Raw genomic sequence first — 22631 nt, 5'->3', positions numbered from 1 at the left:
AGGTTGATTGAAAATGGGTGGTAGAGGAGTCGAACCTCTCTATAGCGGATTAAAAGCCCGCTGCACAGCCGCTATGCCAACCACCCATAAAGAAAAGACAAGGGAGACAAGGTGTAGGGGGAAAAGGAGAAATTCTCGCTCAACTTCCTGTCCAACATCCTCTTCGTACTCCATACTCGCTACTCCCTATTCCCCAAATCAAAATCCACCAGGGAGGTACTGCCCCCCCTGTATCTGTGTTATCAGCACAGCGCCTCACTTTTCGGCTTCAGGTGGAAGGTGGAAGATGGAGGAATCGAACCCCTAGGTGTTACCCCACCCCGGTTTTCAAGACCGGTTGCCAACCATTTAGCGGCATCTTCCATTCAGGGGTGTCCGACGGGGCTTGAACCCGCTATGACTGGTTCCACAAACCAGCGCCTCGACCACTTTGGCTTCAGACACCATCAATGGAATCAATGGGAATTGAACCCATAACCTCCTGCTTGCAAGGCAGGCGCTCTAGCCATTTGAGCTATGACCCCATCAAAAAAGTAAAAAGTAAAAAGTAAAAATTAAATTATTTTGCCTTTTAACCTTTAACTTTTGACTTATTCAGGCGAGAGTGGTAGGACTCAAACCTACAACCTTCGAGTTAGAAGCTCGATGCTCTCTTCGATTGAGCTACACTCCCAATGATTGGTAGTCCTGGCAGGATTTGAACCTGCAACTTATTGCTTGTAAGGCAATTGCTCTACCGTTGAACTACAGGACTACGCAAGCGAGTGGCGAGATTTGAACTCGCACGCTGAATGTGGCGCACTCAGATGCTACCGTTACATCACACCCGCAAGTTTCAGAGCGATCGACGAGACTCGAACTCGTACCGTGAGTTTGGAAGACTCTGATGCTGCCGTTACACCACGATCGCATCGCATTCTGAAGCTGGTGACAGGAATTGAACCTGCAACCTACTGATTACAAGTCAGTTGCTCTGCCAATTGAGCTACACCAGCACTTGTGAAAAAGCAAAAATAGAAAAGATTTTCTTTTTACCTTTTAACTCTTGCGAGTGACGCTCCTGCGTCGCTAACGCTGCGCTAACGCCAGTTGACGACAGTTGCCTCAAGTCGGGAGACCCGCCCACGGCACTGTCTCCTTTATGCCGGGGAACCCGTCCATCGCACTGGCTCACTTTTTACTTTTGCCTTATTTGGTGACGGGGGCAGGAGTTGCACCTGCTGATATGAGGCTTATGAGACCTCTGAGCCACTCTTGCTCCATCCCCGCATCTCACCAATGCCCCTGACTGGATTTGAACCAGCAACCTCTTCGTTCTAAGCGAAGCGCCTCTTCCGGTTGGGCTACAAGGGCATATTTTGATTTTGGTACTCCCGACAGGATTTGTAGACGCGGTAGCGGCTTCCCGAAGGGTAGCTGCAAAAAACTAGATCCTCGGTCTAGTGCGTCTTCCGTTCCGCCACGGGAGCTTAGTACCCCTGACAGGATTTGAACCTGCAAAATCTGGACTCTCATTCCAGCACGTATGCCAGTTCCGTCACAGGGGCATATCGGGATGGCAGGATTTGAACCTGCAACCTTCAGCTCCCAAAGCTGCCGCGCTACCAAGTTGCGCCACATCCCGTTGGTACTCCTGGTGGGAGTTGAACCCACACAATTAACAGATTTTAAGTCTGCCGCCTCTTCCAGTTGGGCTACAGGAGCTAGTTTTGGTACTCTTGGTGGGAGTCGAACCCACAACACACCGTTTTTGAGACGGTAGCCTCTTCCAATTGGGCTACAAGAGCATAAAAAAAATTGGCTGCCTCGCTAGGACTCGAACCTAGAACTTCTGATCCAAATTCAGAAATGTTGCCATTACACCACAAGGCAATAAATGGTTGCCAGGGCAGGGTTTGAACCTGCAACCTCATCGTTCAGAGCGATGCGACTTACCAATTCGTCCACCCGGCAATAAATGGCTGCCTCGGCAGGGTTTGAACCTGCGACCTTTCGCTTAACAGGCGATCGCTACTACCACTGAGCTACGAGGCAACGCAGCCCCCCAGGTCGGAATCGAACCGACGACCTCCTGTTCTTCAGACAGGCGCTACTACCAACTGAGCTACTAGGAGATAAGAAGGAGAGATGGGTAATTACCCCGTGGACTGGTTTAATTCAACTTGAATCAGCCACTCCACCACCTCTCCTATATAACGAGAGCGGAGGGATTTGAACCCCCAAGTCTTCAGTTTCGTAGACTGAGATGTTATCCAGTTACACCACGCTCTCAATAGGGATTAGGGACTAGAGGCTAGAGATTAGAGACTAGTACAACAAGGCAAAAGTAAAAAGTTAAAAGGAAAAAGAAAGAATATTGATAACACAAGCTCTTTAGCAGTTTCTTATGGTCTGTTTATTTACGCCAATCTGTACTAGGGGTTAGGGCTAGTGTTTTTCTCAGCACTCAGCACTTGTCAGGCGGAGAGAGAGGGATTTGAACCCTCGACGGATATTAACTACCCGTTTCCTCTTAGCAGGAGGACGCTTTGAGCCACTCAGCCACCTCTCCACAGTGGGTCGAGCAGGATTTGAACCTGCGAACAAAATAGAACAGTTTTACAGACTGTCGCCTTTAACCAGACTCGGCCATCGACCCATGATTCCCCCGACGAGAATTGAACTCGCATCTCCGCTTTGAAAGAGCAGTGACTTAACCGTTCGTCCACGGGGGCAAAAGAATTTTAAATTTTGGATTTTGGATTAAAAACTCAATCTAAAATCGGCAACCCAAAACCCAAAATTGGTGACGCAGGGACTAGGATTTGAACCCAGAACATCGGATTTGGAGTCACGAGGTGTTGCCGTTACACCATCCCTGCATTGGTAGCAGTGGCGGGAGTTGAACCCGCATATACTCGGTTATGAGCCGAGGACTTTGCCGTTAAGTTACACTGCAACGTACCAAAGGCTGAGGTGAGAATCGAACTCACGATGTCGGTTTTGCAGACCAATGCCTTCAACCACTTGGCTACTCAGCCGTTTGGGAGCCTTGACGGGAGTTGCACCCGCTTCTCTGTGCTTGAGAGGCGCAGCGACTTATCTAGTCGTCCACAAGGCTACACGGGAGTAACGAGACTCGAACTCGCAACCTATCGCTCGACAGGCGATCGCTCTCACCATTTGAGCTATACCCCCATGTTTGGTATCTGTGCCTAATGTTTAGAAGGAAAAAGTAAAAAGTAAAAAGGCAAAAGAAAGATTTTTTGACTTTTATATTTTTAATTTTTCAAGGCACAGATAATTTTTGGTGAACTTGCCCATTCCTTATTTAGTTTTCAAGGTTCGGAAAAATTAGTTTGATTGAGAAAAATTTTTTAACCAAATAACCGACGTTCTAAGTAATAAACCCGTTGTGTATTACTAATGGATTCGGCGGTTTTTGCTTGAGCCAATTGATAATTTTTGGCTTGGATGTCTTCTACTTCTAGTTGTTTAGAAGTGGAAAAGATTTGGTTGACTGGAAGTTTTCGTTGATTCCAGTGCCTGTTCTGTATGTTTGTGTAGAACATGACTTTTAGTGTTAGGAGGCTTTGTCTTTCGCCTCACTACATATATACTACATAAACACTACAAAAGATGTCAAGGGGTTGAGGGAAAATTTTTGAAAATTGCTGAAAACCATTATATTGCCTAGCTTTTGACTTATTAACCTCTCTAAAAAGTAAAACTACAAGCTTATGATGGGCTGAATATTTTTAGGAACCTGATGTGAAAGAAAAAGACCTGAAGTTATACAGAATATTTGGTTGTGTAGCGATCGCTTTTTGTGTAACAAGCTGTAGCACGTCTGCAAAATTGGAAAATGCCCAACCAATGAACAAAGTCCATGCAGCACAAGTGCCAGATCAACCAGTAACCAACCCAATAGATGCGAAATCACAGCCATCAACTCAGCCAGAAAACCTTAATTTCGAGGTTCCGGCGAAATTTCAAGGAAAAACCTTATATAAAGTAGAACCTAGTAATCAAGAGAAAGTTATCGCCTTGACGGTCGATGATGGCCCCTGGCCAAAAACAACCTTACAAATGCTGGATATCTTCAAAGTAAACAACGTTAAGGTGACATTCTTTTGGGTAGGAAGTGCTTTACAAGCAAATCCTGAAATTGCCAAGCGAGTTGTAGCTGAAGGACACGCTATCGGGAACCATACTTGGCATCACTGGTACAAAAATATGGATGCAGCCACAGCCAAAAAGGAAATTGACCGTACCTCTGAGCTGATTTACAAAACAACAGGAGTCAAAACAACCTTGTTTCGTCCTCCTGGGGGCTTTTTAAATAATGGATTAGCTGCTTACGCCAAAAGCCAGAAATATTCTGTAGTTATGTGGTCTTTGACTTCCGCCGATACTGACCCCCGTGCTAAACCCCAAGCATTTGTGAATAATGTATTGAAAGGCGCAAAACCAGGAGCTATTGTTTTAATGCACGATGGTGGAGGCGATCGCCACAGAACAGTAGAAGCATTGCCACAAATCATCACAGGGCTGAAACAGCAAGGCTACCGATTCGTGACAATCCCCGAACTCCTCCAAGAAAGCGGAAAGTAGAAGTATGAATTTTCATACTTCATACTTCACACTTCACACTTTTTTTTACTCGCTCATCACAGAAGCACAAGCTTGCGCTTCTTGCCACAGTTTTTGCAGAAAGAACTCAGTGCGATCGCTCATTGTGGTGATGAACACACCCACAGAATCTTCAGCACTGTTTGATAACCAAGAACCGCGCAGGGTGACTTCCACATATTCGCTATCGCAGACACACAAGGCTATGACTTCCCGATCATCTCGTTTCACTTCCGCCTTGAGTGCTTCTACCCCTGGCAGATCAACAGGTAGCAAAAAGGAAGCAGTACTGGGTTCAACACACAGATTTTGTCCAACTCGCATAGCGAAAATTACGCGCTGTGCTACCCACTCCTCTAGTGACTGAGGAATACACTCTAAACAAAAGCTCCTTTCGGTGTAAGTTAATTTCAGCATTCCTTATGCTCTCCTGCTATTCCAGGTTTGCTTGCACATTTGTCCAAAATTTTTCTGCAAAAGCGATCGCGGGGTGAATGGGTGCTTTTGGTATTTTCCGTAGTCGCATTCCAGTCTCAGACAAAGTGCGATCGCCTTTTCGGGAGTTACATCTTTCACAAGCTGTGACTACGTTATCCCAGGTATGTAAGCCACCTTTGGATCGGGGGATGACATGATCTAAGGTCAGACGTTTGCTGCTACCGCAATATTGACAAGTGTGATGGTCTCGCCGCAAAACCTCTCGCCGATTTACTGGTGGTACTTTCCATGTCCGTTCATTAGAGCCAATTTTCAAACGAATGTGTTTTGGTACGTCAATTACTAAACTGGGTGAATGGACTTGCCATCCGCCTTCAGTAGCAAAATCAAGTGGTTCTGCTTTGTTTGTTACTAACAGCACAATCGCTCGTTTGATATTTACGCGACACAGAGGCAAGTAATTTTGCGAAAATACCACTACGGATTGCTCTAACACTTGCATTGCGATCGTCACAGCTTCACTCCTTATTAAAAAACCCCCGCTTCTGGTTTAAGTGAAGCGGGGGTTAGAAATTTACCAAAAACTTCTCTGGTGTTATATCGGTACAGCATTCTCTTGTCTGTACCTCCCGCTTATTTTCTTCAGTTGTGGTTTTGCATTCAGCACGCCTATGCCGAGATATCTAAAATCATAATTCCCCTCTGTGACTAGCCAATGAATATGGCTACCATCGCCCATAAATAAATACTCCACTTCCATAGCGGCTGATTCCCAACTAAATCGGCAGTTGGTCGCACGCAAGAAAGTAGAGATGGGGTAAATGGATTTCACAGAAAATTTCACCTATTGAACATTCCTTTAAACATACTACACTTGTATTACTATCCTGTCCATACCTTCAAGGAGAAAAAGTCATGCACACGATTACTCGCACCCCAACAACCGACATGGAAGTTACTAGCATTCGCCTAGAACGAGAACTCAAAGACAAACTTAAAGAAATAGCTGGCAATCAAGGCTATCAAGCCTTAATCCGCGATATTCTTTGGAATTATGTCCAGCAAAAATCCGGTGAGTGGAAACCGCGATTTTCACGAGCCGACATTCGAGCTAGTATAGCCGCCACCGCCCAGCAGGAAGAACGTTGTGTACTCACGGGTCAATTAATTCAACCTCAACAGCCCATGTTATTAGGACTCACTCGGAATGGGGATATGGTTCCTCTAAGTGTCGAAAGTTTAGCTGGATAGTTGTTTATTCCTGGGAAAGCAGCTTGGTCATTTATCCAGGTAACTAAGCTGCTTTCCGTCTATAGGATCTGTACTCAATCAATATTTTTTTATTTAAAATATTTATATATATTTGTTAAGCCACCAACACAGTAGTCAAACTCAAAAGCAAACTGGAGTTTTAGTCACAGGTATGTGATGACACTTGATACAGGAAATGACAAGCTTGATACCACATCATCAATCATAGACAAGAATTTAATATTACGATCTACAAACCTTTTAAAGAGGGACAAACGCACTCACAAAGTTTTTCCGAGGTTCTGTCATAATAGAATTTAATTTTTTGCAAAGCCACAGAAATGTACTTAGCACAAGAAAAATATTTGGCAATAAATATTACTAAAATTAATATACTAGGCAGTATTAATGCGGGAATGCTTTTGAGAGTTTTTATCTTAATTCCAGAGAAATTACGGTTTATGTATAGTTACGGACAAGCTATCCTAGGCCAAAGTCTAGTAGTGTAGGTCTGCGTCCAAGCCCCAAATCCTCTGTAAGCGTCACCTTAATACATTTTAGAGATTTTTATATACCAATGTATAAATTAGTTTAATATACCAGTTACTTATTCATCTGCCAAAGAAAGGGGCTATAACAGGTGAGAGAAACTCTTGATAAAAGACTTGCCACTAACTAGGGTGCCGCGACATAACTAAATGAAAATAATATGCCAAGACATTGGGTGCATACGATATGAGGTCATTATCCAGAAGCGTGTCAGGAATGAAAAAAAGCTTATCATTGCCGCCACATTGTCCAGATGACCTAGACAGACTACAATCATACCCACTCAAGCTGATGCAGCATCAGAACGAACCAACTCTTCAGTTGGTACAAAAAATTAATCACATTATCGCCAATAATTCAGCAACGACATTGATGCTGCAAGAAATTGCCAGATTACTAGGCAATGCCTTCAAAGTCGATTGCTGTTGTTTAGTCACAGTATCTGCCAGTACAGCAGCCAGTGAATCAATTGCTGCCAATTGGTGTTCTGATGAGTATTTGGCAATGTCACATTCCAGTCAATTATTTTCCACAGAACATTTGTTAATGGACTCGCCTGTAGTTCAATGTGCGGCGGAACCCTTCACTATTGAGGATATTTCGACTATCCAAGATAGTCTGGTAGTAGGAGGACAACACCTCCAATTACCAATTAGATCAGTTTTGGCGATTCCGACTAGATTTGCCGGACAAATCAATGGTGTTATTAGCCTGATTAAATTCCAGCAATATGATTGGAGTGAGTCAGAAAAACAACTGTTAAATTTTGTTGAGTCGGCTTGTGCGATCGCTTTTTCTCAAGTCGGTCAAATCAACTTAATCGCTTCACAGCAACAGCATTTGCAAAAAAGCGAACAACATCAGAGCTTAATCAAACAATTAACTATCTTAAGTCGCAGCAATTTGGAGCTAAATCAAATGCTCCAGTTAGCAATTTCCTCAACCGCTGAATCTTTACAGGCAGACCGAGGGTTGCTGATCTTGCTGAAATATAAAGATCCTTTATTTAGAACTCAAACCAAAAAACAAATTCCCAAAGCCAAGGCCACTGTAGCTGCGGAGTGGAACCGGAATGCACCCAGTTGCACCACTAGTAAATCAGATGTTGAGCCGCAGTCATTTTTGATTTCTGAGTGTAGTTTGTGCCAACGTGTGTTTACAGACTCAGGCAAAGTAGTAGTCATTGAGGACTACACAGACCTGCAAGATATGGTGACGGTTGCTTCATTGTTTACAGTGGATCTCTTACCGTCTTTACTTTTAGTGCCATTAGAAAATCAAGGCAAAGTTCTAGGATTTATTGTCTTGCAACAAAAAACAGCCCGTAGTTGGCAAGCTTCAGAATTAAATCTGGTGGAAATGGTCTGCGCTCAAATGAGCAACGCCATTATTCAATCACAAACATTGCGGCAGGTACAGACTTTGGTAGATGAACGCACAGCCAAACTCCAAAGCAGCCTAGAACTGCAAGCAAAATTGCATGAAAAAACACGGCAATATGTTGAGCAGCTACGGGAACTCAATCATCTCAAAGATGAATTTTTGAGTAATATGAGCGATCGCTTAAGGTATCCACTGACAAATATGCAAATGTCCATTAAGAATTTGCGCTTGCCGGGAATTCAGCCAGAACGTCAAGCCAGATACATGGATATTTTGGAGCAAGAATGTACGAAAGAAATTAATTTAATTAACGATTTGTTGACACTCCAGAAATTAGAGTCTCAGCAAGAACGTCCGCAATTTGAAACCATAGATTTAAATACCAGAGTTCAAGCATTGACAACTAATCTGAACTCAAAACTATCAGCTAAAGCTTTAACTATAAATCTAGATTTACCCCCAGATTCCTTAAAAATACAGACTGAATTAGAAGGTTTTAACCGGATCTTGCAAGAATTATTCACGAATGCCTGTACATACTCGGAACCGGAAACGGTGATTAATGTGCGAGTATATCACCAAGTTGAACAATTAAGCGATCAAGTTATTATTAAAGTGACTAATACAGGACGGGGAATTTCTGAAGAAGAAGCCACCTACATCTTTGATCGGTTCCGTCGTGGTAAAGGTGGAAGATGGACTCCGGGAACGGGTTTAGGGCTTGCTTTAGTTAAATCTTTGGTACAGCATTTAAATGGAGCGATCGCCGTTGAAAGTACTCCCATCCCCGATTCTGAACAAAGCCAAGTTTGTTTTACTCTCACACTGCCACAATTTTCGGACGAAAGCGAATTATAAATTCTGACCGTGACTGAACAACACAACCTGACAGCTAAACTTGATTTCACCGCCGCTATTGATGACACTAGTCTAGAAGACAATTTGGCTGTTGATACAGCTAATTTGCCCCCTGTAGTTGTCCAAATCGAGAAAATAGCGGAGCGACAACGACAAATTTCTGCCAAAATCCAGATTCCTCATCCTGTGGAACGTATATGGCAAGTATTGACAGATTACGAAGCTTTAGTGAACTTCATCCCTAATCTTGCTAAAAGTCGTTTACTAGAACATCCTAACGGTGGTATTCGACTGGAGCAAGTAGGCTCTCAGCGGTTACTGAATTTCAACTTTTGCGCCCGTGTGGTTTTAGACTTGGAAGAACATTTTCCCAAAGAAATTAGTTTTTCGATGGTTGAGGGAGATTTTAAAGGCTTTTCTGGTAATTGGAGCCTAGAACCTACTTCCCTAGATGGAATTACTGGAACTAACCTTCGCTACACCATCCAAGTCTGGCCCAAATTAACTATGCCAGTGACTATTATTGAACGTCGGCTGAGTAAGGATCTACAGCTAAATCTTTTAGCAATCTATCAGCGTGTCGAACAATTAGCATAAAAAGATGTCAAGTTTTCCTGATTTAACTAGGTTGAAACAGGCAAACTTGACCTTGAATATGGATATTAAATCTGCTTTGAATACCCCCAGGGGAATTCGAATCCCCGTCGCCTCCGTGAAAGGGAGGTGTCCTAGGCCTCTAGACGATGGGGGCATCGCAATCAAACCTTTTATAAATTAACTAATTTTTTCAATGATGTCAACAGCTTTTGCAAAAAAACAATTTTTGTTGCAAATCAACTAAGATGCGGAGAGAGGATGCAGAAGGTATCAGGGTGCAGAAGAGTAGAAGAAAATTAATCAAGGACAAATTACTATTGACTCTTGACCATGAACTACCACTTTTTTGGCAACTAGAGGACAATAGAGTATCGTACAAAACCAAGTATGAAACAAAATCAAAAGTTAATCAGGTACAAAGGATCTAATGCGATACTCTGGAGAAGTAGTTTTTACACTTCTTTACAAGAGATTTTGAAATCAATTGCTCAAAATCCACAACATGGAAGCATCTCTTGAAATCACCTTACAAATGGCGATCGCTGTTGTAGCAGGTATTAGTGCCCAAGTGATAGCTGCATACTTGCGTGTACCTAGCATTGTGCTATTGCTCTTCTTGGGTATTATCCTTGGTTCTGATGGGTTGGGACTGCTGCACCCGCATCTGCTGGGTACAGGACTAGAAGTAATTGTGTCCTTAGCAACGGCAATCATCCTATTTGAAGGTGGACTGAATTTAGATTTACGAGAGTTAGGCAGAGTTTCAGTCAGCCTGCAATTACTCGTCACCCTAGGAACACTAATTACCCTCCTGGGCGGTAGTATGGCAGCCCATTGGCTGGGGGAATTTCCTTGGAATATTGCTTTTCTTTATGCTTCTATAGTTGTGGTTACGGGGCCAACTGTAGTTGGGCCACTGCTCAAACAAATTAATGTAGATCGGCAAGTCGCAACGCTACTAGAAGGAGAAGGGGTTTTAATTGACCCTGTAGGTGCGATTTTGGCATTCGTGGTCTTAGATACGATTGTCAATGGTGATGCTGACCCAGTGAATGCCATTGTGGGTTTATTGATGCGTTTGGGAGTAGGTGCAGCAATTGGGGCAGTTGGCGGCTACCTGATGAGTTTGGTTTTCAAACGTGCTAGTTTGCTGTCGTTTGAGTTGAAAAATCTGGTAGTTTTGGCAATCCTGTGGGGTCTATTTTCCCTAGCCCAGACAATTCGCAGTGAATCGGGTGTGATGACAACGGTAGTTGCAGGTGCGGTGTTTGCCAATTCTTCTGTACCAGAAGAACGTCTGTTACGTAGCTTTAAAGGTCAATTAACAATTCTCAGTGTTTCCGTACTGTTTATTTTGTTAGCGGCGGATTTATCGATCGCCAGTGTGTTTGCGCTAGGTTGGGGTAGTGTATTAACTGTTTTAGTACTGATGTTTGTGGTAAGGCCAATTAATATCCTGGCTTGTACTTGGAACAGTAACCTCAACTGGCGACAGAAATTATTTTTAAGCTGGGTGGCTCCGAGAGGCATTGTTTCGGCTTCTGTGGCTTCGTTATTTGCAATTTTACTAACACAGCATGGCATCAACGGTGGTGATGCGATTAAGGCTTTAGTATTTTTGACCATCATCTTGACTGTGGTTTGCCAGGGGTTAACGGCTGGCGGAATTGCCCAGTTATTACAAATCACCTCGAAAGATGCGACTGGAGTGGTAATTGTTGGCTGTAATCCTTTGAGTTTGTTAATTGCTCGCTTCTTTCAAGAACGAGAAGAGTCTGTGGTGATGATTGACACTGACCCGGAACGTTGTGAAAAAGCCGCCGAGCAGAATATTCGTGTGATTGCAAGTAGCGCACTAGATACGGGAGTTTTGGAAGAAGCTGGACTCGCTTCGATGGGGACTTTTTTGGCAATGACGAGTAACGGGGAGGTAAATTTCGTACTGGCGCAACGGGCTGCGGAAGAATTTAACCCTCCACGGGTGTTAGCTGTATTTCCACGTGATCCCCAGGCGAGTAATGGCGGAAATCAAAAAACGGTGAATCAAGCTTTTGTAACTGAACTAACAATTAAGGCTTGGAATGAGTACTTGAATGATGGACGTGTGAAGTTAGGGACAATCACTTTGGATGCAGCAGATTTTGACAGTCAACAAGAACGCATCCAAGAAAAAATTCGGACTGGGGTGTTGCTACCGCTGCTGTTAGAACGAGAAGAACGTCTCCAAGTTATGCCAGCTAATCACGACTGGGAAATAGGCGATCGCATTATCTATTTACTGCACGACCCCAGACCAAATTTGTTAAAACGCTTGTCTGGTGCAAGCCAATCTACACCATTGGCTGTAGAAAAGTTACCAGAATTAGAAGAAGTTGCTTTACCAACTTTGGCTCAACTTTCTACTAGTGAAGTTTCGGGCAGTTGATTGAAAGTTTCTGCTGTATAAGTTTGCTGTTCTTGCCACACAAGTGCCAGTAAATGCACCACAGCCAAAATTAAGGTAGCCGCCGCCACTAGATAACTGTGGATGGCGTAAAGATGTTGAACGGTGAGAGTGTTAATCGCTCCACCACCAGTCAAAATATTTCGCAATTGCTCTCCAATCAAGGGAATGGCTTCGATGGTTCCCAATTCAATGCTGAACCGCCAGTAACCTTCTTGTGTCCAATCGAGGAGCATGGCTGTCCAATCCAGCCCGATCGCACTCAATGTAAGTAAAATACCACTGACCCAAGCAACTAGCCAACTCTGGCTAAATTGTCTGCCTAAAAACATGACAACAATCTGCATTAAGGCGATCGCTATTAAACCGTTACCTGCGATTTCGTGGGTTCGGTAAAACAGCCAGCCATAAGGCACTTGAGTATTAATCATTTTCAAAGAATTATAAGCACCACCAGCTGTTGGTTCGTAATAAAAAGACAGCAAAATGCCAGTTGTGGTATAAATCAAGCACAGGGTCAGAATTACGACTGATAATATCGTTGCAAGTCGTCGCAAAATTCTCTCGAACTGGGTGCTTTGCATGGTTCACCCCTCCTGTTTTTTGGAAAAATTTATATTTTTATTACATTTTACATAATTAATCTAACTATTTTTTGCATTTCTCAAAGATATGTGTATTTCTAAAGCAAATATTTTACCCAAATTTTTAGTGCTTCGGGGGAGCCATACCAAATTCCCGGACTTCTGGGTGAGTGTCTTACGCCTTCTATAATCGGGTTCTCGGCTCCTTCCAGATGTGCAGATGCGATCGGGGTGATACCATCTCCCCAGGTATTACCTTGGCCGCAAGTTAATTTGTAACTGCTATAAGCTAACCAACTACCAGGTCGCCTTGCGCCGAAAATAGTTTTGCCAGCCACACAGACATAACGGACATTTTGATAAAATGCGCCGGGATAGTTGTTAGTTACAAAGTCTAAATTCCAACGTGTCCAGTGTTCTTGGCTGATATGAGGTGTACCTAAAGTGATGAGGGAGGCGACGAAAGGATGAGCATTCCAAACGGATGGATGAGTTTGATTGCGAGGAGTGTAAGGTTTTTCTCCTAAATAAATCCGGGAAATCCAACCGCCAGCTGAATGTCCAATTAGGTTGACTTGCTGGGATTGATATTGCTGCAATATTTGTTTAACAGTCAGGTCAAGCTTTTGCAAAATTGGTGTCACAGGCCTACCGCCAACAGTCGGGAGCCAATCGCGCCGTCTTAGTGGTACTGTAACTGTGGGAAACCCCAACTGTGTCAGGGATGTTTCTAGTCTGAGGTAGGCGATCGCACTTTCTAAATATCCAGGCACAATAACTGTAGGTAAGGGCATTTTGTCATGAAAATCCAAATTTTATAATTAAATATGATGTCATTAAAATAACAGTAATTAGGAATCCCTATCTATTAGCAAAACAGCAAACCTAACTACAATTAAAAACTAACTGATGTGATACCATGTCATCTGGATGAGCCTTTTAGCATACAATTAACTAACTGTCTACTGCCAAATCTCAACTAACTAAATAACATTTATCTTGCTAGTTGAGTCGGGTAGATTTTAGATTGATATACCTCTAGACTGATGCGTAGATTTTCACTGCCAATTACTGTAATTGTCAGTTTGGACTGCGTAAATCTATACGCAAGATAGAAATTAGTGAAGTGATAACTATTTAATTAACATTCTGTTCTGCATCTGTAACCAAAAAAAATAAAATTGCGTCATTAAAAAATGGAACCTTGACAAAAAATCTCGATTTTGTCGTTTTAAATTGTATCTAAGAAGTGATTCTTTTTTAGAAGGGCGCATTTTGTATCACCCAGATAATATTGCTTTGCGAATAAACTGTAACTGAGCCGAGTGAACGATAACAGCTATGTCTTACGTCTCCCTGCTAAAAAATATACCAGAAATTTTAAGCCAGCCAACGGGAATCGCCGCTTTAGCTTCCGTTGGCATTCATGGTGCTATTGCACTGATTGTGCCATTAATGCCAGTAGATCCTAGTAAACCCAAAGATACAGCATCATCAAAATCAGTGGGTATTTTGGAGTTAAGCCAAGCTGATCAAAATCGTTTACCCCAAACTCCCGGTACATCTCAATTTGCTGTGCAACCAAAATTACCAATATTGTCACAGCAACAGCAACTAGCACTGCAACCACAAGCACTTCCGCCTAACTTTGGTGGGCAAACGACTGTAATTCCTCCCCTACCACCATCTGGTTATACACAGTCAGTCATACCATCCTTACCAACCACTTCTAATAACTACCGTATCTCTTCATTACCTAATAGGCAGTCTATACAATTTCCCAGACAAAATTATCGCTTTGACTCCGGTTTTAAAGCTGGAAACCAAAAATTTACTGCTGCAATTCCTAATTTTGATGACAAGCCAGTCATTCCAGAAAAATCGCAACCGCTTCCAGTAGACAAATTACCAGATTTACCTCCAGCACAAATACCGCCGGAAATACTAAATAGCCCAATTCCAAATCCGGCCTATAGCTCAAGTGTGACAACTGCAAATAACAAAGTTACTCCCCAACCTGTACAGCCTGAGCCTGAGAATAATGTAGCGACTAATCCCAACCCAACTTCGAGAACTGTCATCAATCAAACTCCCAAGACTGGTGAGAATACAACGTCAACAGCAAGTCTCCCCAATTTAAAACCAATCAACACACCCAGCTTACAGACAAAAGCTCCCAATCAAACACTAATAGCCCAAGTTCAGTCTTACGAAGAACTGCGAAAAGCACTGCAACAGCAATACCCTAATTCAGAAGAAAAACCAGTGATTCGGGATACAGTTGCTGTGAGTAAAGCAGGTGTCGAAGGTACAGTCTTAGGGGTTTTAGTAGTAGATCCTGATGGCAAAGTATTGGATATCAAATTCCAAGATAAATTGCTTTCTCCAGCACTGCAATTAAAAGCCAGACAATATTTTAATGCCAAGTCTTTAAAGGGTGAGAAAACAATTAGCCGTTATCCATTTAACCTACGTTTCCAAGATGGTAGCAAAACTGCTGGAGATAGTTCACAACAGACACCATCAGTTACCACTCAACCAGCAACAGGTAGTCAGCCAATAATTATTCCCGCAGGTAATAGCAGCCAACTCAAGCCTAATCCAGAAGTAACGGCTAAACCATTGATTACACCAGCAGCTGATAACCTTAAGCCAACACCATCAACATCTATAACTAATAGAAATCAATTATCTTCTTCTCAAGAACCTGATCCTGAACTAATTCAAAAGTTACGTAATGTCAGGGAAAAAAGAGAAAATTCTAATTCAGAAAAATAAAATTGCTAAGTGCGTGGGATAGCGATCGCTCTAAATTGTATGTTTAAGGAACAGAGCCTAACGCCAAGAAACGAAAAACTCAGGCTTTAGAGTAGCCTACAATTTTTTTGCGTAAGTCCTGTTATCTCAAAAAAGCGATCGCTACTTAGATAAATATTCTCTTATCCAACTCCGAAACGCCTTCAGTGTTGCATTTCTACCTAAGATTTTACTTTGTTCCAGATATTGAGGAATCAGTTCAATCAATGGTAAATCGGGAAAACTTAAACTTGATTTAGACTCTACATAATTCCCATCTTGTAAAACGTTAATTTTCAACGTGCCTTTTTCAAAACGCCACAACTCTGGCACTTTTAAAGCCTGATAAATATCAGGATGGGTACGGGAAGTAATATCAATTTCCAAAGCCAAGTCAGGAGGTGGATCAACTGTTAAATCTATCCGCTTTTTACCACGAATTGCAGCTTCATTTTTAATATAAAAACATTGGTCGGGTTCTATACCTTGAGCCATAAATTCATTTTTGAAGGTAGTAGAACCCAGACATCTAAATTCAATATCTAGCTCTTCTAAAAGTGCTTTGACTAAATCACTGATAATTTCTTTATTGTCTTCATGTTCTGGCAATGGAGCCATAATTTCTAATATTCCCTGATCATAAGCAATTCGCGCTGCACGATGTTCGCCTAACTCTTCAATAATTGTTTCTAATTCTTGCCAAGTGACATCTTGCAATAACACCCTTTGTCCTGGCGGTACATAGATACGTTTTAACTCCAGCAACATATTTTTTGCTCCTTGTAGCTAAGTTACACAGCATTATGCTGCTATGCTTACCATTATGGACGATGCGTTGTTCAGTGGTTTGGCATACAGCTTGCCTGCATTGTGGTTTGTGACCTGCTAATTAGCGATCGCCTATTCCAACAGTATGAAAATGTCAGCTACTGTTTACTTTTGAGTATATGCTGACGCTCGGAGCAGTTATGAGCGATCGCTTTCTGTAATAATTTCTTCTAAAGAGATATCATTCTTAGCTTGTGTGTAAATAACTTAACAATTTATTTCTATTTTAATGGGGTACATCCATAACTTTTTGATTCTGTAAGATTAAATTATGAATAGTTAGTAGAAGGTGAAAGTATGACAATTACTACCAACTTAAAACAACTTTATGAAACAGATGATAGTGTATGGCTAGAAGAAACTATTAAATTATTAAAACAAAAACAGTTTGACCAACTAGATGTAGAAAATTTAATTGAGGAATTAATTAGCTTGGGCAAAAGAGATTTAGCCAAAGTCAAAAGTCTGTTACGGCAAATTATTATTCATATATTATTACTGCAATATTGGCAAACTGAATATGAGAGAAATTATCGTCATTGGCTTGGAGAAATTAAAACTTTTAGATATGACTTAAATAATCATCTAACAACTAATTTAAGTAATAAATTACAGGATGATTTAGAAAATATTTATCAAAGTGCAGTTGATTTTGTCCAAGTTAAAACTAGTTTAACGATTTTTCCCGAAAAATGCCCTTACACCCTTGCACAATTATTGGATGACAATTATTTGCCTTGATTTTAATCAGTTTATGGCAAGAGTGATTGCTTTCTATCTCCACACCTGCCAAAAACTTTTGTTCTTTTTGCTGTCAAGTAGTGTTTCTATCTATAGAAACATACTATTTCTCCTATCGTCTCAACTCTGCTAATTGAATTAATTCATCTACTACCAATCTAACTCCTAATTGAATTCTTTCTAAGTCAGCACGGACAGCATTGTATCGCCTGTTATGTGCTGCTCGATCACCTATTGCTTTCAAATCATGTAAAACATTCTTTGTTTCACGACCTAAAGACAGTCCATTTTTATCGACAGCATCCGCAATGATCTTTGACAGCATAAAATAATTCCCATCGGAATCACTAATACGTACTTGAACATTTTCATGTTCATAACACTCGATTAAAAGTGTTTCAACTAATCTACGAAGAAGGACGGATGCACCGTCATAAAAACCATATTGAAAGCATCCGTTCACCTGGAGCGCAATTTTCTCTACATAGCCTCTCGTATTTTTCCATATTGCTTCAGGTAAGTACCCGTGTTCTAAATCAACATCAGCTAAAGAACCTTCAAATATTGGTTTAAGCCAATCTTTGATCATATTTCTCGCTGTTGGCTTAAGATGAAAACCTGACTTGCCTTTTAAAGCAAGTTTAGTTTGTGCAATCAGATCCCCAAGCTTGCTTGGATTAGGATTTCCCAGCCCAGTTTTATAAATAGTTCGAGCCAATTGGTTAGCTGTCATCTGCACATTTGGTGTTTCACAATCATACAGCCATAAAATTGCTAATGCTCGTTCAGCATTTGACAGATTAATCTGATTTAATCGAATACAAAATTCCTCTAATTCCATTTATAGCTTACTTCTTGGTTGATCCTTGAGATAGGGGTAAGTCATGTTCTACGAAGTTTTCACCATGATTCGTAATTTTGACATGACCTCGCTCTGAAGTATCAAGCCATCCTTTTCGCTTGGCAATATCCCGCATAGCTTGAGGTATATTCTTGGGTGTGCGAATATTTGCATCTTTAAAGCAAGTAAAAACATGCTGTGGAGTTAGTTTATCGATTTCTAGAATGCGTTTTAAGTAGTACACAGCTACAGTAATTATATGTTCTTGAGTAGTCGGCTGTTTCTGTGCATAGAAGTCTCGCCACGATAGTTTGCCTTGTGGCCGTAAATTTAGCTCCTTAACAATTGTCATTGTTGGTGGTTTATAGGAACTCTGCTTTTGTTTCGAGTTTCCAGAAACAGGGACACTTACATCTTCTTCTTCATCTTCTGAATCAACCTCTTCAAGAAGCTCATCTTCATCAATAGGAAGTGTAGAGGACGATAAAATTTTTATGGTTTTTGCAGGAGACTGAAAAATTTTGTTAGCTGCTACATTTATTGCTTGTAAACCTTCCTGAATAGTTGCGTCGTCACCCTCAACCTCTGCAAAAAATACACGGATGCGTCCGCGTCCCGCTTTATTGGCCATTTTTCTTAGTGAAAAAACTATAGCTAATCAGTATAGCTTCAAGTTTAGTCAAGCCATGATTAAGATTATCTTGATTTTTTTGAATAGTGTCTTGCTACTCAAGAAAGCAATAAATAGAAAAGCCCGCTCATGCGGGCTTTTTGAATCCATTAGATCAATTTTCTTACCGTTTCGCTAATTTCTTCGCCATCTTCCGTAGGCGAATAGATTGGGGTGTAACTTCCACCAACTCATCGGGGCCGATGTACTCCAATGCACGCTCTAAACTCATGTCGATTGGTGCTTGCAATTGAACTAGTTCATCACCACCCGCAGCACGGTGGTTGGTTAGCTGCTTGGTTTTGCAGACATTCAGGTCTAAGTCTTGGGGACGGTTGTGTTCACCGACAATCATGCCCTTATAGACTTTAGTACCAGGAGTGATAAAGAATGAGCCTCTATCTTCGGCGTTCTTCATAGCGTAGAAGGTGGAAACGCCTTCTTCAAAAGCAATCAACACGCCTTTGTTACGGGCTTCAATTTCACCACAGATAGGACGATAATCTAAGAAACTGTGGTTCATGATGCCTTCACCACGGGTCATCCGCATGAATTCACCACGGAAACCAATCAAACCACGGGCGGGAATGACGAACTCCAGTTGGGTACGGTTGCTAACACCGGGTTGCATATCTTGCATTTCGCCTTTGCGTTGTCCCAGACGTTCAATACAGCTACCAACTGCATCAGAAGGAACGTCTAACACCAACAATTCATAAGGTTCGCAAGGTTGACCGTTAACTTCGCGGTAAATTACTTGTGGCTGAGATACTTGGAACTCATAACCTTCACGGCGCATGGTTTCGATTAAGATACCCAAGTGCAATTCACCACGACCGGAAACCAGGAATTTATCGGGAGAGTCGGTTTCTTCCACACGTAATGCAACGTTGGTTTCTAGTTCGCGGAACAGGCGATCGCGTACTTGTCTTGATGTTACCAACTTACCTTCTTGACCAGCAAAAGGTGAATCGTTCACCCAGAAGGTCATCTGTAAGGTGGGTTCATCGACTTTAATTAGTGGTAATGCTTGGGGTTCGTTGGGGTCGGTAATTGTTTCCCCGATGTTTGCATCAGCAAAACCAGCAACCGCCACAATATGTCCTGCGGAAGCTTCTTCTAATTCCACCCGCTTCAAGCCTTCAAAACCTAGCAACTTGCTAATTTTTGCTTTAACAATTGCGCCTGTTTCTGTAACTAACGCTGCTTGCTGACCACCACGAATTGTACCGTTGTGGATTCTGCCAATCACAATCCGTCCCAGATATTCAGAATAATCTAGGGTTGTGACTTGCAATTGCAGAGGCTTGGTTGCATCGCCTACTGGTGGTGGAACGTGACGCAAGATAGCATCAAATAATGGCTGCATATCCTTGGGTTCTTCTTCCAAGGTTTCTTTTGCATAACCAGATAAACCAGAAGCGAATAGATAAGGGAAGTCGCACTGGTCATCATCTGCGCCTAATTCCAAGAACAGATCCAATACTTTATCAATTGCACCGTGGGGTTCTGCTTGGGGGCGATCGATTTTGTTAACTACAACAATTGGGCGTAGTCCTTTTTCCAATGCCTTTTTCAACACAAAACGTGTTTGTGGCATAGGGCCTTCGTTAGCATCAACAATCAGGATGCAACCATCAACCATACCCAGTACCCGTTCAACTTCGCCACCGAAGTCAGCGTGTCCGGGAGTATCAATAATATTGATGAGTGTATCTTTGTAGCGAACGGCTGTATTCTTAGCCAGAATCGTAATTCCACGTTCCCGTTCTAGGTCATTGGAGTCCATAACGCAATCCGGAACGTCTTCACCTTCTCGGAAAATGCCGGACTGTCTCAGGAGTGCATCAACCAAGGTGGTTTTGCCGTGGTCTACGTGGGCGATAATGGCGACGTTACGAATTGGGAGCGTCATAGAAGCTTACTTTGAACTCTAGAGAGGTTTTTAGACTTAAATTTAAGTGTGCTAGGCTGTTTTAACAGAATTGGGGGTGTTCTGCAAACTCTGTAAAGAACCTTTAACAATTCTAGCGTAATTGACACAATTACAAGGCATTTTATAGATAGTGCTGAAGAAAAATTTAGCAAGTTTAAAATATAAGCTAAAAATTTATAAATAATTCACGCTTGTTTAAGTGTAATCTCTGAGATGAGGTTACTGTGAGTCTTGAGATTGTGTTGTCTAAAAATATGGTTTTTGTATTTATTTATGTCAGTATTTTATGTTATGAGAAACCAACTCATTGTTGATAATCACAACTAGTTGCGAGTAATTCTCCATAGTCCTGCTGAATCACTGACCAGTCTCCATAACCTTGCTCCACATAGTCAAGATCCAGATCAATCTGATAAATAGCACCTCTTAGTTTGTCACAAGAGCTATGATCAAAAATTAAGTGATAGAGCGATCGCAATAATTTACTGTGTTCAGGTTTGGCAAAACGACCATTATCAGGCAAAAGTATGGGATAAATTTGACCCAATTTAGCAATTAACAATTTCAAGGATATGTCTAAATCTGGTTCGCCTGGAATCAAATACAGCAGGCTAATCACATCTAATGGATGTTTACCTGCACTTGTTGATAGCTCAATCATCCAATTTCCAGGATGTTCATTGTCTGTAATTAGTTTATCTGCCCAGTCAATGATTTCTGCGAGAGAACAAAGATTTAACTCAAAAGCCATCCGCAAGTAATCAGCGTAGTGTTTTAAACTCGGTTTCATTTGGAACTATTATGGGAATTGAGTAAATCAGCATATATGCGATCGCCTAAATTATTTCACTTTTAAAAAACTAAAAATATCTGCTGCTTGTACCTGCCAATCACCTAACACATCCAGGACAGGTAAAATATCCGCATCATATTTCACTTCTGGCAATTTGTTCGGTTGAAATACCATCACTGATTTATCATTAGGGTCAATAAACCAACCTAATTTAGTCTCGTGGTTAATACAGAAAATAATTTTATTAATTACTCTGTTAGGGGATTGATCAAGTGATAGGATTTCAATAGTCCAATCTGGGTAGCTTTCAAATTTATTGGCAATTTCTCCGGCTTCATCGGTTGGGACGCGTGACCATTCAAAAACAGCAATGTCTGGAACTAAGGAACGTTCCCCAAATGTGCAACGTAATTCGGTTAAGGCTAAAGCTTTTTGTTGAGTCTCACCAACCTGATTAATATTTAGTTGATAACCGAGTTTGCAGAATACTATGTTTTCCTTGGGGCATAGGTTTTTGGTAGATGCGTCCGTCAATATATTCACTAGCTGGTTTAGTTTCTGGTAAGTTGAGAAATTCTTCTAGGGAAATGTTGGAAAATATTTGAGTTGATAGCGACATCAGATTACTCTCTGTCCAATTCCAAACCATGTAATCACAATAATTTTGCCAAAGCTAGGGTAAATCCTGGGACAACATCTTCACCATTTAAAATTGCTGTCGCTGGGTACTGGGTAATGGAACCATCACGACGATAAACAAAAGCTTGCTGATTTTGCCGGTCAATTAACCAGCCTAACTGCACACCATTGGCTATATATTCTGCCATCTTCGCTTTGAGTTTTGGCAGGCTGTCATTTTTAGAACGAATTTCGATGACAAAGTCTGGTGCTAGGTTAATAAACGCATCTTCTTGCTGATCCCAATTCTCCGGTAAGCGTCCTTTCGCAACGAAAGCAGCATCAGGTGATTTCACAGCTGTATTTGCTAATTTAAAACCTGTGCTTGGCCCAAACACTTCCCCTAAATCTTGACTTTCTACCCAAGCCAGTAAATAAGCAACCGCTTTCGCCTCTCTATTTCCCGAAATTCCCCCAGTTGGTGGCATAGTTTCTAAAGTTCCATCAGCGTTACGTTCAAACCGCAGTTCTGGATTTTGCGAACTCATCAGCATTAGTTCTTCATCAGTGACAGTGTACCAAGGCTGCACTGTTACTTTTTCGCTGTTCATAAAGATGCTATGCCAAGCTGGGTGAACACTTCAATTTTAGGCTTTTCCTCTGTGAAATATTTGCCTAGAGCGGTTTGTAAAAT

19 protein-coding genes, 29 tRNA genes and 1 pseudogene are annotated in these 22631 nt (G+C 41.7%); 7 read left to right on the top strand and 42 right to left on the bottom strand.

The window, feature by feature from the left end; genetic code table 11:
• Positions 1-14 precede the first annotated feature (14 nt).
• The 29 genes from ACX27_RS16050 to ACX27_RS15920 form a co-directional block, all read right to left on the bottom strand.
• Positions 15-86 (bottom strand) — tRNA-Lys (locus ACX27_RS16050).
• 194 nt (positions 87-280) lie between these two features.
• A tRNA-Ser gene (locus tag ACX27_RS16045) sits at positions 281-363 on the bottom strand.
• Between the two features lie 7 nt (positions 364-370).
• Positions 371-444 (bottom strand) — tRNA-His (locus tag ACX27_RS16040).
• Positions 445-450: 6 nt separating this feature from the next.
• A tRNA-Ala gene (locus tag ACX27_RS16035) sits at positions 451-524 on the bottom strand.
• A 75-nt stretch (positions 525-599) separates the two neighbouring features.
• Positions 600-673, bottom strand: a tRNA-Arg gene (locus tag ACX27_RS16030).
• 6 nt (positions 674-679) lie between these two features.
• Positions 680-754: transfer RNA gene (locus ACX27_RS16025), tRNA-Val, on the bottom strand.
• A gap of 85 nt (positions 755-839) precedes the next feature.
• Positions 840-910, bottom strand: a tRNA-Gly gene (locus ACX27_RS16020).
• Positions 911-922: 12 nt separating this feature from the next.
• Positions 923-995 (bottom strand) — tRNA-Thr (locus tag ACX27_RS16015).
• Between the two features lie 198 nt (positions 996-1193).
• A tRNA-Met gene (locus ACX27_RS16010) sits at positions 1194-1269 on the bottom strand.
• Positions 1270-1279: 10 nt separating this feature from the next.
• A tRNA-Leu gene (locus tag ACX27_RS16005) sits at positions 1280-1353 on the bottom strand.
• A gap of 12 nt (positions 1354-1365) precedes the next feature.
• Positions 1366-1469 (bottom strand) — tRNA-Leu (locus ACX27_RS32130).
• Between the two features lie 4 nt (positions 1470-1473).
• Positions 1474-1547, bottom strand: a tRNA-Leu gene (locus ACX27_RS16000).
• A 3-nt stretch (positions 1548-1550) separates the two neighbouring features.
• A tRNA-Pro gene (locus ACX27_RS15995) sits at positions 1551-1624 on the bottom strand.
• 1 nt (position 1625) lies between these two features.
• Positions 1626-1704 (bottom strand) — tRNA-Leu (locus tag ACX27_RS15990).
• A 6-nt stretch (positions 1705-1710) separates the two neighbouring features.
• Positions 1711-1787: transfer RNA gene (locus ACX27_RS15985), tRNA-Leu, on the bottom strand.
• Between the two features lie 11 nt (positions 1788-1798).
• Positions 1799-1872, bottom strand: a tRNA-Gln gene (locus tag ACX27_RS15980).
• A gap of 5 nt (positions 1873-1877) precedes the next feature.
• Positions 1878-1953: transfer RNA gene (locus ACX27_RS15975), tRNA-Gln, on the bottom strand.
• Positions 1954-1958: 5 nt separating this feature from the next.
• A tRNA-Asn gene (locus ACX27_RS15970) sits at positions 1959-2034 on the bottom strand.
• 6 nt (positions 2035-2040) lie between these two features.
• Positions 2041-2114 (bottom strand) — tRNA-Phe (locus ACX27_RS15965).
• An 82-nt stretch (positions 2115-2196) separates the two neighbouring features.
• Positions 2197-2271, bottom strand: a tRNA-Arg gene (locus tag ACX27_RS15960).
• 190 nt (positions 2272-2461) lie between these two features.
• Positions 2462-2551: transfer RNA gene (locus ACX27_RS15955), tRNA-Ser, on the bottom strand.
• 4 nt (positions 2552-2555) lie between these two features.
• A tRNA-Tyr gene (locus ACX27_RS15950) sits at positions 2556-2638 on the bottom strand.
• A 4-nt stretch (positions 2639-2642) separates the two neighbouring features.
• Positions 2643-2713, bottom strand: a tRNA-Glu gene (locus ACX27_RS15945).
• Positions 2714-2789: 76 nt separating this feature from the next.
• Positions 2790-2861: transfer RNA gene (locus tag ACX27_RS15940), tRNA-Trp, on the bottom strand.
• Between the two features lie 2 nt (positions 2862-2863).
• A tRNA-Ile gene (locus ACX27_RS15935) sits at positions 2864-2938 on the bottom strand.
• Positions 2939-2947: 9 nt separating this feature from the next.
• Positions 2948-3020, bottom strand: a tRNA-Cys gene (locus ACX27_RS15930).
• Between the two features lie 3 nt (positions 3021-3023).
• Positions 3024-3100, bottom strand: a tRNA-Glu gene (locus ACX27_RS32125).
• A gap of 3 nt (positions 3101-3103) precedes the next feature.
• A tRNA-Asp gene (locus ACX27_RS15925) sits at positions 3104-3177 on the bottom strand.
• 179 nt (positions 3178-3356) lie between these two features.
• Positions 3357-3551, bottom strand: coding sequence for a hypothetical protein (locus ACX27_RS15920; protein ID WP_062294303.1), 195 nt, complete (start codon positions 3549-3551; stop codon positions 3357-3359).
• A gap of 199 nt (positions 3552-3750) precedes the next feature.
• Between ACX27_RS15920 and ACX27_RS15915 the strand changes: the two genes are divergently transcribed.
• Positions 3751-4593 carry a polysaccharide deacetylase family protein gene (locus tag ACX27_RS15915; RefSeq protein WP_062294301.1) on the top strand — a complete coding sequence of 281 codons (843 nt, stop codon included), beginning with the start codon at positions 3751-3753 and terminating at the stop codon, positions 4591-4593.
• Positions 4594-4638: 45 nt separating this feature from the next.
• On the opposite strand, the gene ACX27_RS15910 is transcribed toward ACX27_RS15915, so the two are convergent.
• The 3 genes from ACX27_RS15910 to ACX27_RS15900 form a co-directional block, all read right to left on the bottom strand.
• Positions 4639-5028, bottom strand: coding sequence for an alr0857 family protein (locus ACX27_RS15910; RefSeq protein WP_062294299.1), 390 nt, complete (start codon positions 5026-5028; stop codon positions 4639-4641).
• Between the two features lie 16 nt (positions 5029-5044).
• Positions 5045-5563, bottom strand: a complete 519-nt coding sequence (locus tag ACX27_RS15905; protein ID WP_062294297.1) for an HNH endonuclease — start codon at positions 5561-5563, stop codon at positions 5045-5047.
• Between the two features lie 81 nt (positions 5564-5644).
• Entirely contained in the window at positions 5645-5893 is a 249-nt protein-coding gene (locus tag ACX27_RS15900) for a hypothetical protein (RefSeq protein ID WP_062294295.1), read from the bottom strand.
• A 71-nt stretch (positions 5894-5964) separates the two neighbouring features.
• Between ACX27_RS15900 and ACX27_RS15895 the strand changes: the two genes are divergently transcribed.
• The 3 genes from ACX27_RS15895 to ACX27_RS15885 all read left to right on the top strand — a co-directional run bounded on the left by ACX27_RS15895 (position 5965) and on the right by ACX27_RS15885 (position 9687).
• Positions 5965-6300, top strand: coding sequence for a ribbon-helix-helix domain-containing protein (locus ACX27_RS15895; protein ID WP_015113795.1), 336 nt, complete (start codon positions 5965-5967; stop codon positions 6298-6300).
• Between the two features lie 765 nt (positions 6301-7065).
• Positions 7066-9090, top strand: a complete 2025-nt coding sequence (locus tag ACX27_RS15890; protein WP_062294293.1) for a GAF domain-containing sensor histidine kinase — start codon at positions 7066-7068, stop codon at positions 9088-9090.
• A 9-nt stretch (positions 9091-9099) separates the two neighbouring features.
• Entirely contained in the window at positions 9100-9687 is a 588-nt protein-coding gene (locus tag ACX27_RS15885) for an SRPBCC family protein (protein WP_062294291.1), read from the top strand.
• Positions 9688-9768: 81 nt separating this feature from the next.
• On the opposite strand, the gene ACX27_RS15880 is transcribed toward ACX27_RS15885, so the two are convergent.
• Positions 9769-9841: transfer RNA gene (locus ACX27_RS15880), tRNA-Glu, on the bottom strand.
• A gap of 348 nt (positions 9842-10189) precedes the next feature.
• Between ACX27_RS15880 and ACX27_RS15870 the strand changes: the two genes are divergently transcribed.
• Positions 10190-12112, top strand: coding sequence for a cation:proton antiporter (locus ACX27_RS15870; RefSeq protein ID WP_062294286.1), 1923 nt, complete (start codon positions 10190-10192; stop codon positions 12110-12112).
• Here ACX27_RS15870 and ACX27_RS15865 read toward each other — a convergent pair.
• Positions 12079-12714: a cytochrome b N-terminal domain-containing protein gene (locus tag ACX27_RS15865; RefSeq protein ID WP_062294284.1), complete on the bottom strand. Its 636-nt coding sequence runs from the start codon at positions 12712-12714 to the stop codon at positions 12079-12081. The genes ACX27_RS15870 and ACX27_RS15865 overlap by 34 nt on opposite strands.
• A 98-nt stretch (positions 12715-12812) precedes the next feature.
• Entirely contained in the window at positions 12813-13508 is a 696-nt protein-coding gene (locus ACX27_RS15860) for an esterase/lipase family protein (protein WP_062294282.1), read from the bottom strand.
• Positions 13509-14055: 547 nt separating this feature from the next.
• On the opposite strand from ACX27_RS15860, the gene ACX27_RS15855 reads away from it, so the two are divergent.
• Complete coding sequence (locus ACX27_RS15855; protein ID WP_062294280.1) at positions 14056-15492, top strand: hypothetical protein; 1437 nt, start codon at positions 14056-14058, stop codon at positions 15490-15492.
• Positions 15493-15633: 141 nt separating this feature from the next.
• Here the strand turns inward: ACX27_RS15855 and ACX27_RS15850 are convergent, their stop codons facing one another.
• The gene (locus tag ACX27_RS15850) at positions 15634-16278 is read right to left on the bottom strand and encodes a Uma2 family endonuclease (protein ID WP_062294278.1); all 645 of its coding nucleotides are present in this window, start codon (positions 16276-16278) and stop codon (positions 15634-15636) included.
• Between the two features lie 357 nt (positions 16279-16635).
• Here ACX27_RS15850 and ACX27_RS15845 point away from each other — a divergent pair, with 357 nt between their 5' ends.
• A complete protein-coding gene (locus ACX27_RS15845; RefSeq protein ID WP_062294276.1) occupies positions 16636-17079 on the top strand; it encodes a DUF29 domain-containing protein in 444 nt (147 codons plus the stop codon).
• Positions 17080-17191: 112 nt separating this feature from the next.
• Here the strand turns inward: ACX27_RS15845 and ACX27_RS15840 are convergent, their stop codons facing one another.
• The 6 genes and pseudogenes from ACX27_RS15840 to ACX27_RS15815 form a co-directional block, all read right to left on the bottom strand.
• The gene (locus ACX27_RS15840; RefSeq protein ID WP_062294275.1) at positions 17192-17920 is read right to left on the bottom strand and encodes a hypothetical protein; all 729 of its coding nucleotides are present in this window, start codon (positions 17918-17920) and stop codon (positions 17192-17194) included.
• 7 nt (positions 17921-17927) lie between these two features.
• Positions 17928-18551: a hypothetical protein gene (locus tag ACX27_RS15835; protein ID WP_062294273.1), complete on the bottom strand. Its 624-nt coding sequence runs from the start codon at positions 18549-18551 to the stop codon at positions 17928-17930.
• A gap of 163 nt (positions 18552-18714) precedes the next feature.
• On the bottom strand, positions 18715-20505 hold the full coding sequence (gene typA, locus ACX27_RS15830) for a translational GTPase TypA (protein WP_062294271.1): 1791 nt from the start codon (positions 20503-20505) through the stop codon (positions 18715-18717).
• A gap of 325 nt (positions 20506-20830) precedes the next feature.
• Entirely contained in the window at positions 20831-21316 is a 486-nt protein-coding gene (locus tag ACX27_RS15825) for a hypothetical protein (RefSeq protein WP_062294269.1), read from the bottom strand.
• A 51-nt stretch (positions 21317-21367) separates the two neighbouring features.
• Positions 21368-21938 (bottom strand): annotated as a pseudogene (locus ACX27_RS15820) (Uma2 family endonuclease).
• Positions 21939-21972: 34 nt separating this feature from the next.
• Positions 21973-22548: a Uma2 family endonuclease gene (locus tag ACX27_RS15815; RefSeq protein WP_062294267.1), complete on the bottom strand. Its 576-nt coding sequence runs from the start codon at positions 22546-22548 to the stop codon at positions 21973-21975.
• Between the last annotated feature and the right edge of the window lie 83 nt (positions 22549-22631).

This window comes from Nostoc piscinale CENA21 (assembly GCF_001298445.1).
GTDB lineage: Bacteria > Cyanobacteriota > Cyanobacteriia > Cyanobacteriales > Nostocaceae > Nostoc_B > Nostoc_B piscinale_A.
The sequence above is the reverse complement of the archived record's forward strand: the minus strand, read 5'-3'. Positions and strand labels throughout refer to the sequence as shown.

Bases quoted from the DNA above. Each gene is read 5' to 3' on its own strand.
- ACX27_RS15920 (WP_062294303.1), bottom strand. From the start codon at position 3,551: ATGTTCTACACAAACATACAGAACAGGCACTGGAATCAACGAAAACTT.
- ACX27_RS15910 (WP_062294299.1), bottom strand. From the start codon at position 5,028: ATGCTGAAATTAACTTACACCGAAAGGAGCTTTTGTTTAGAGTGTATT.
- ACX27_RS15895 (WP_015113795.1), top strand. From the start codon at position 5,965: ATGCACACGATTACTCGCACCCCAACAACCGACATGGAAGTTACTAGC.
- ACX27_RS15890 (WP_062294293.1), top strand. From the start codon at position 7,066: ATGAAAAAAAGCTTATCATTGCCGCCACATTGTCCAGATGACCTAGAC.
- ACX27_RS15870 (WP_062294286.1), top strand. From the start codon at position 10,190: ATGGAAGCATCTCTTGAAATCACCTTACAAATGGCGATCGCTGTTGTA.
- ACX27_RS15865 (WP_062294284.1), bottom strand. From the start codon at position 12,714: ATGCAAAGCACCCAGTTCGAGAGAATTTTGCGACGACTTGCAACGATA.
- ACX27_RS15860 (WP_062294282.1), bottom strand. From the start codon at position 13,508: ATGCCCTTACCTACAGTTATTGTGCCTGGATATTTAGAAAGTGCGATC.
- ACX27_RS15855 (WP_062294280.1), top strand. From the start codon at position 14,056: ATGTCTTACGTCTCCCTGCTAAAAAATATACCAGAAATTTTAAGCCAG.
- ACX27_RS15850 (WP_062294278.1), bottom strand. From the start codon at position 16,278: ATGTTGCTGGAGTTAAAACGTATCTATGTACCGCCAGGACAAAGGGTG.
- ACX27_RS15845 (WP_062294276.1), top strand. From the start codon at position 16,636: ATGACAATTACTACCAACTTAAAACAACTTTATGAAACAGATGATAGT.
- ACX27_RS15840 (WP_062294275.1), bottom strand. From the start codon at position 17,920: ATGGAATTAGAGGAATTTTGTATTCGATTAAATCAGATTAATCTGTCA.
- ACX27_RS15835 (WP_062294273.1), bottom strand. From the start codon at position 18,551: ATGGCCAATAAAGCGGGACGCGGACGCATCCGTGTATTTTTTGCAGAG.
- typA (WP_062294271.1), bottom strand. From the start codon at position 20,505: ATGACGCTCCCAATTCGTAACGTCGCCATTATCGCCCACGTAGACCAC.
- ACX27_RS15825 (WP_062294269.1), bottom strand. From the start codon at position 21,316: ATGAAACCGAGTTTAAAACACTACGCTGATTACTTGCGGATGGCTTTT.
- ACX27_RS15815 (WP_062294267.1), bottom strand. From the start codon at position 22,548: ATGAACAGCGAAAAAGTAACAGTGCAGCCTTGGTACACTGTCACTGAT.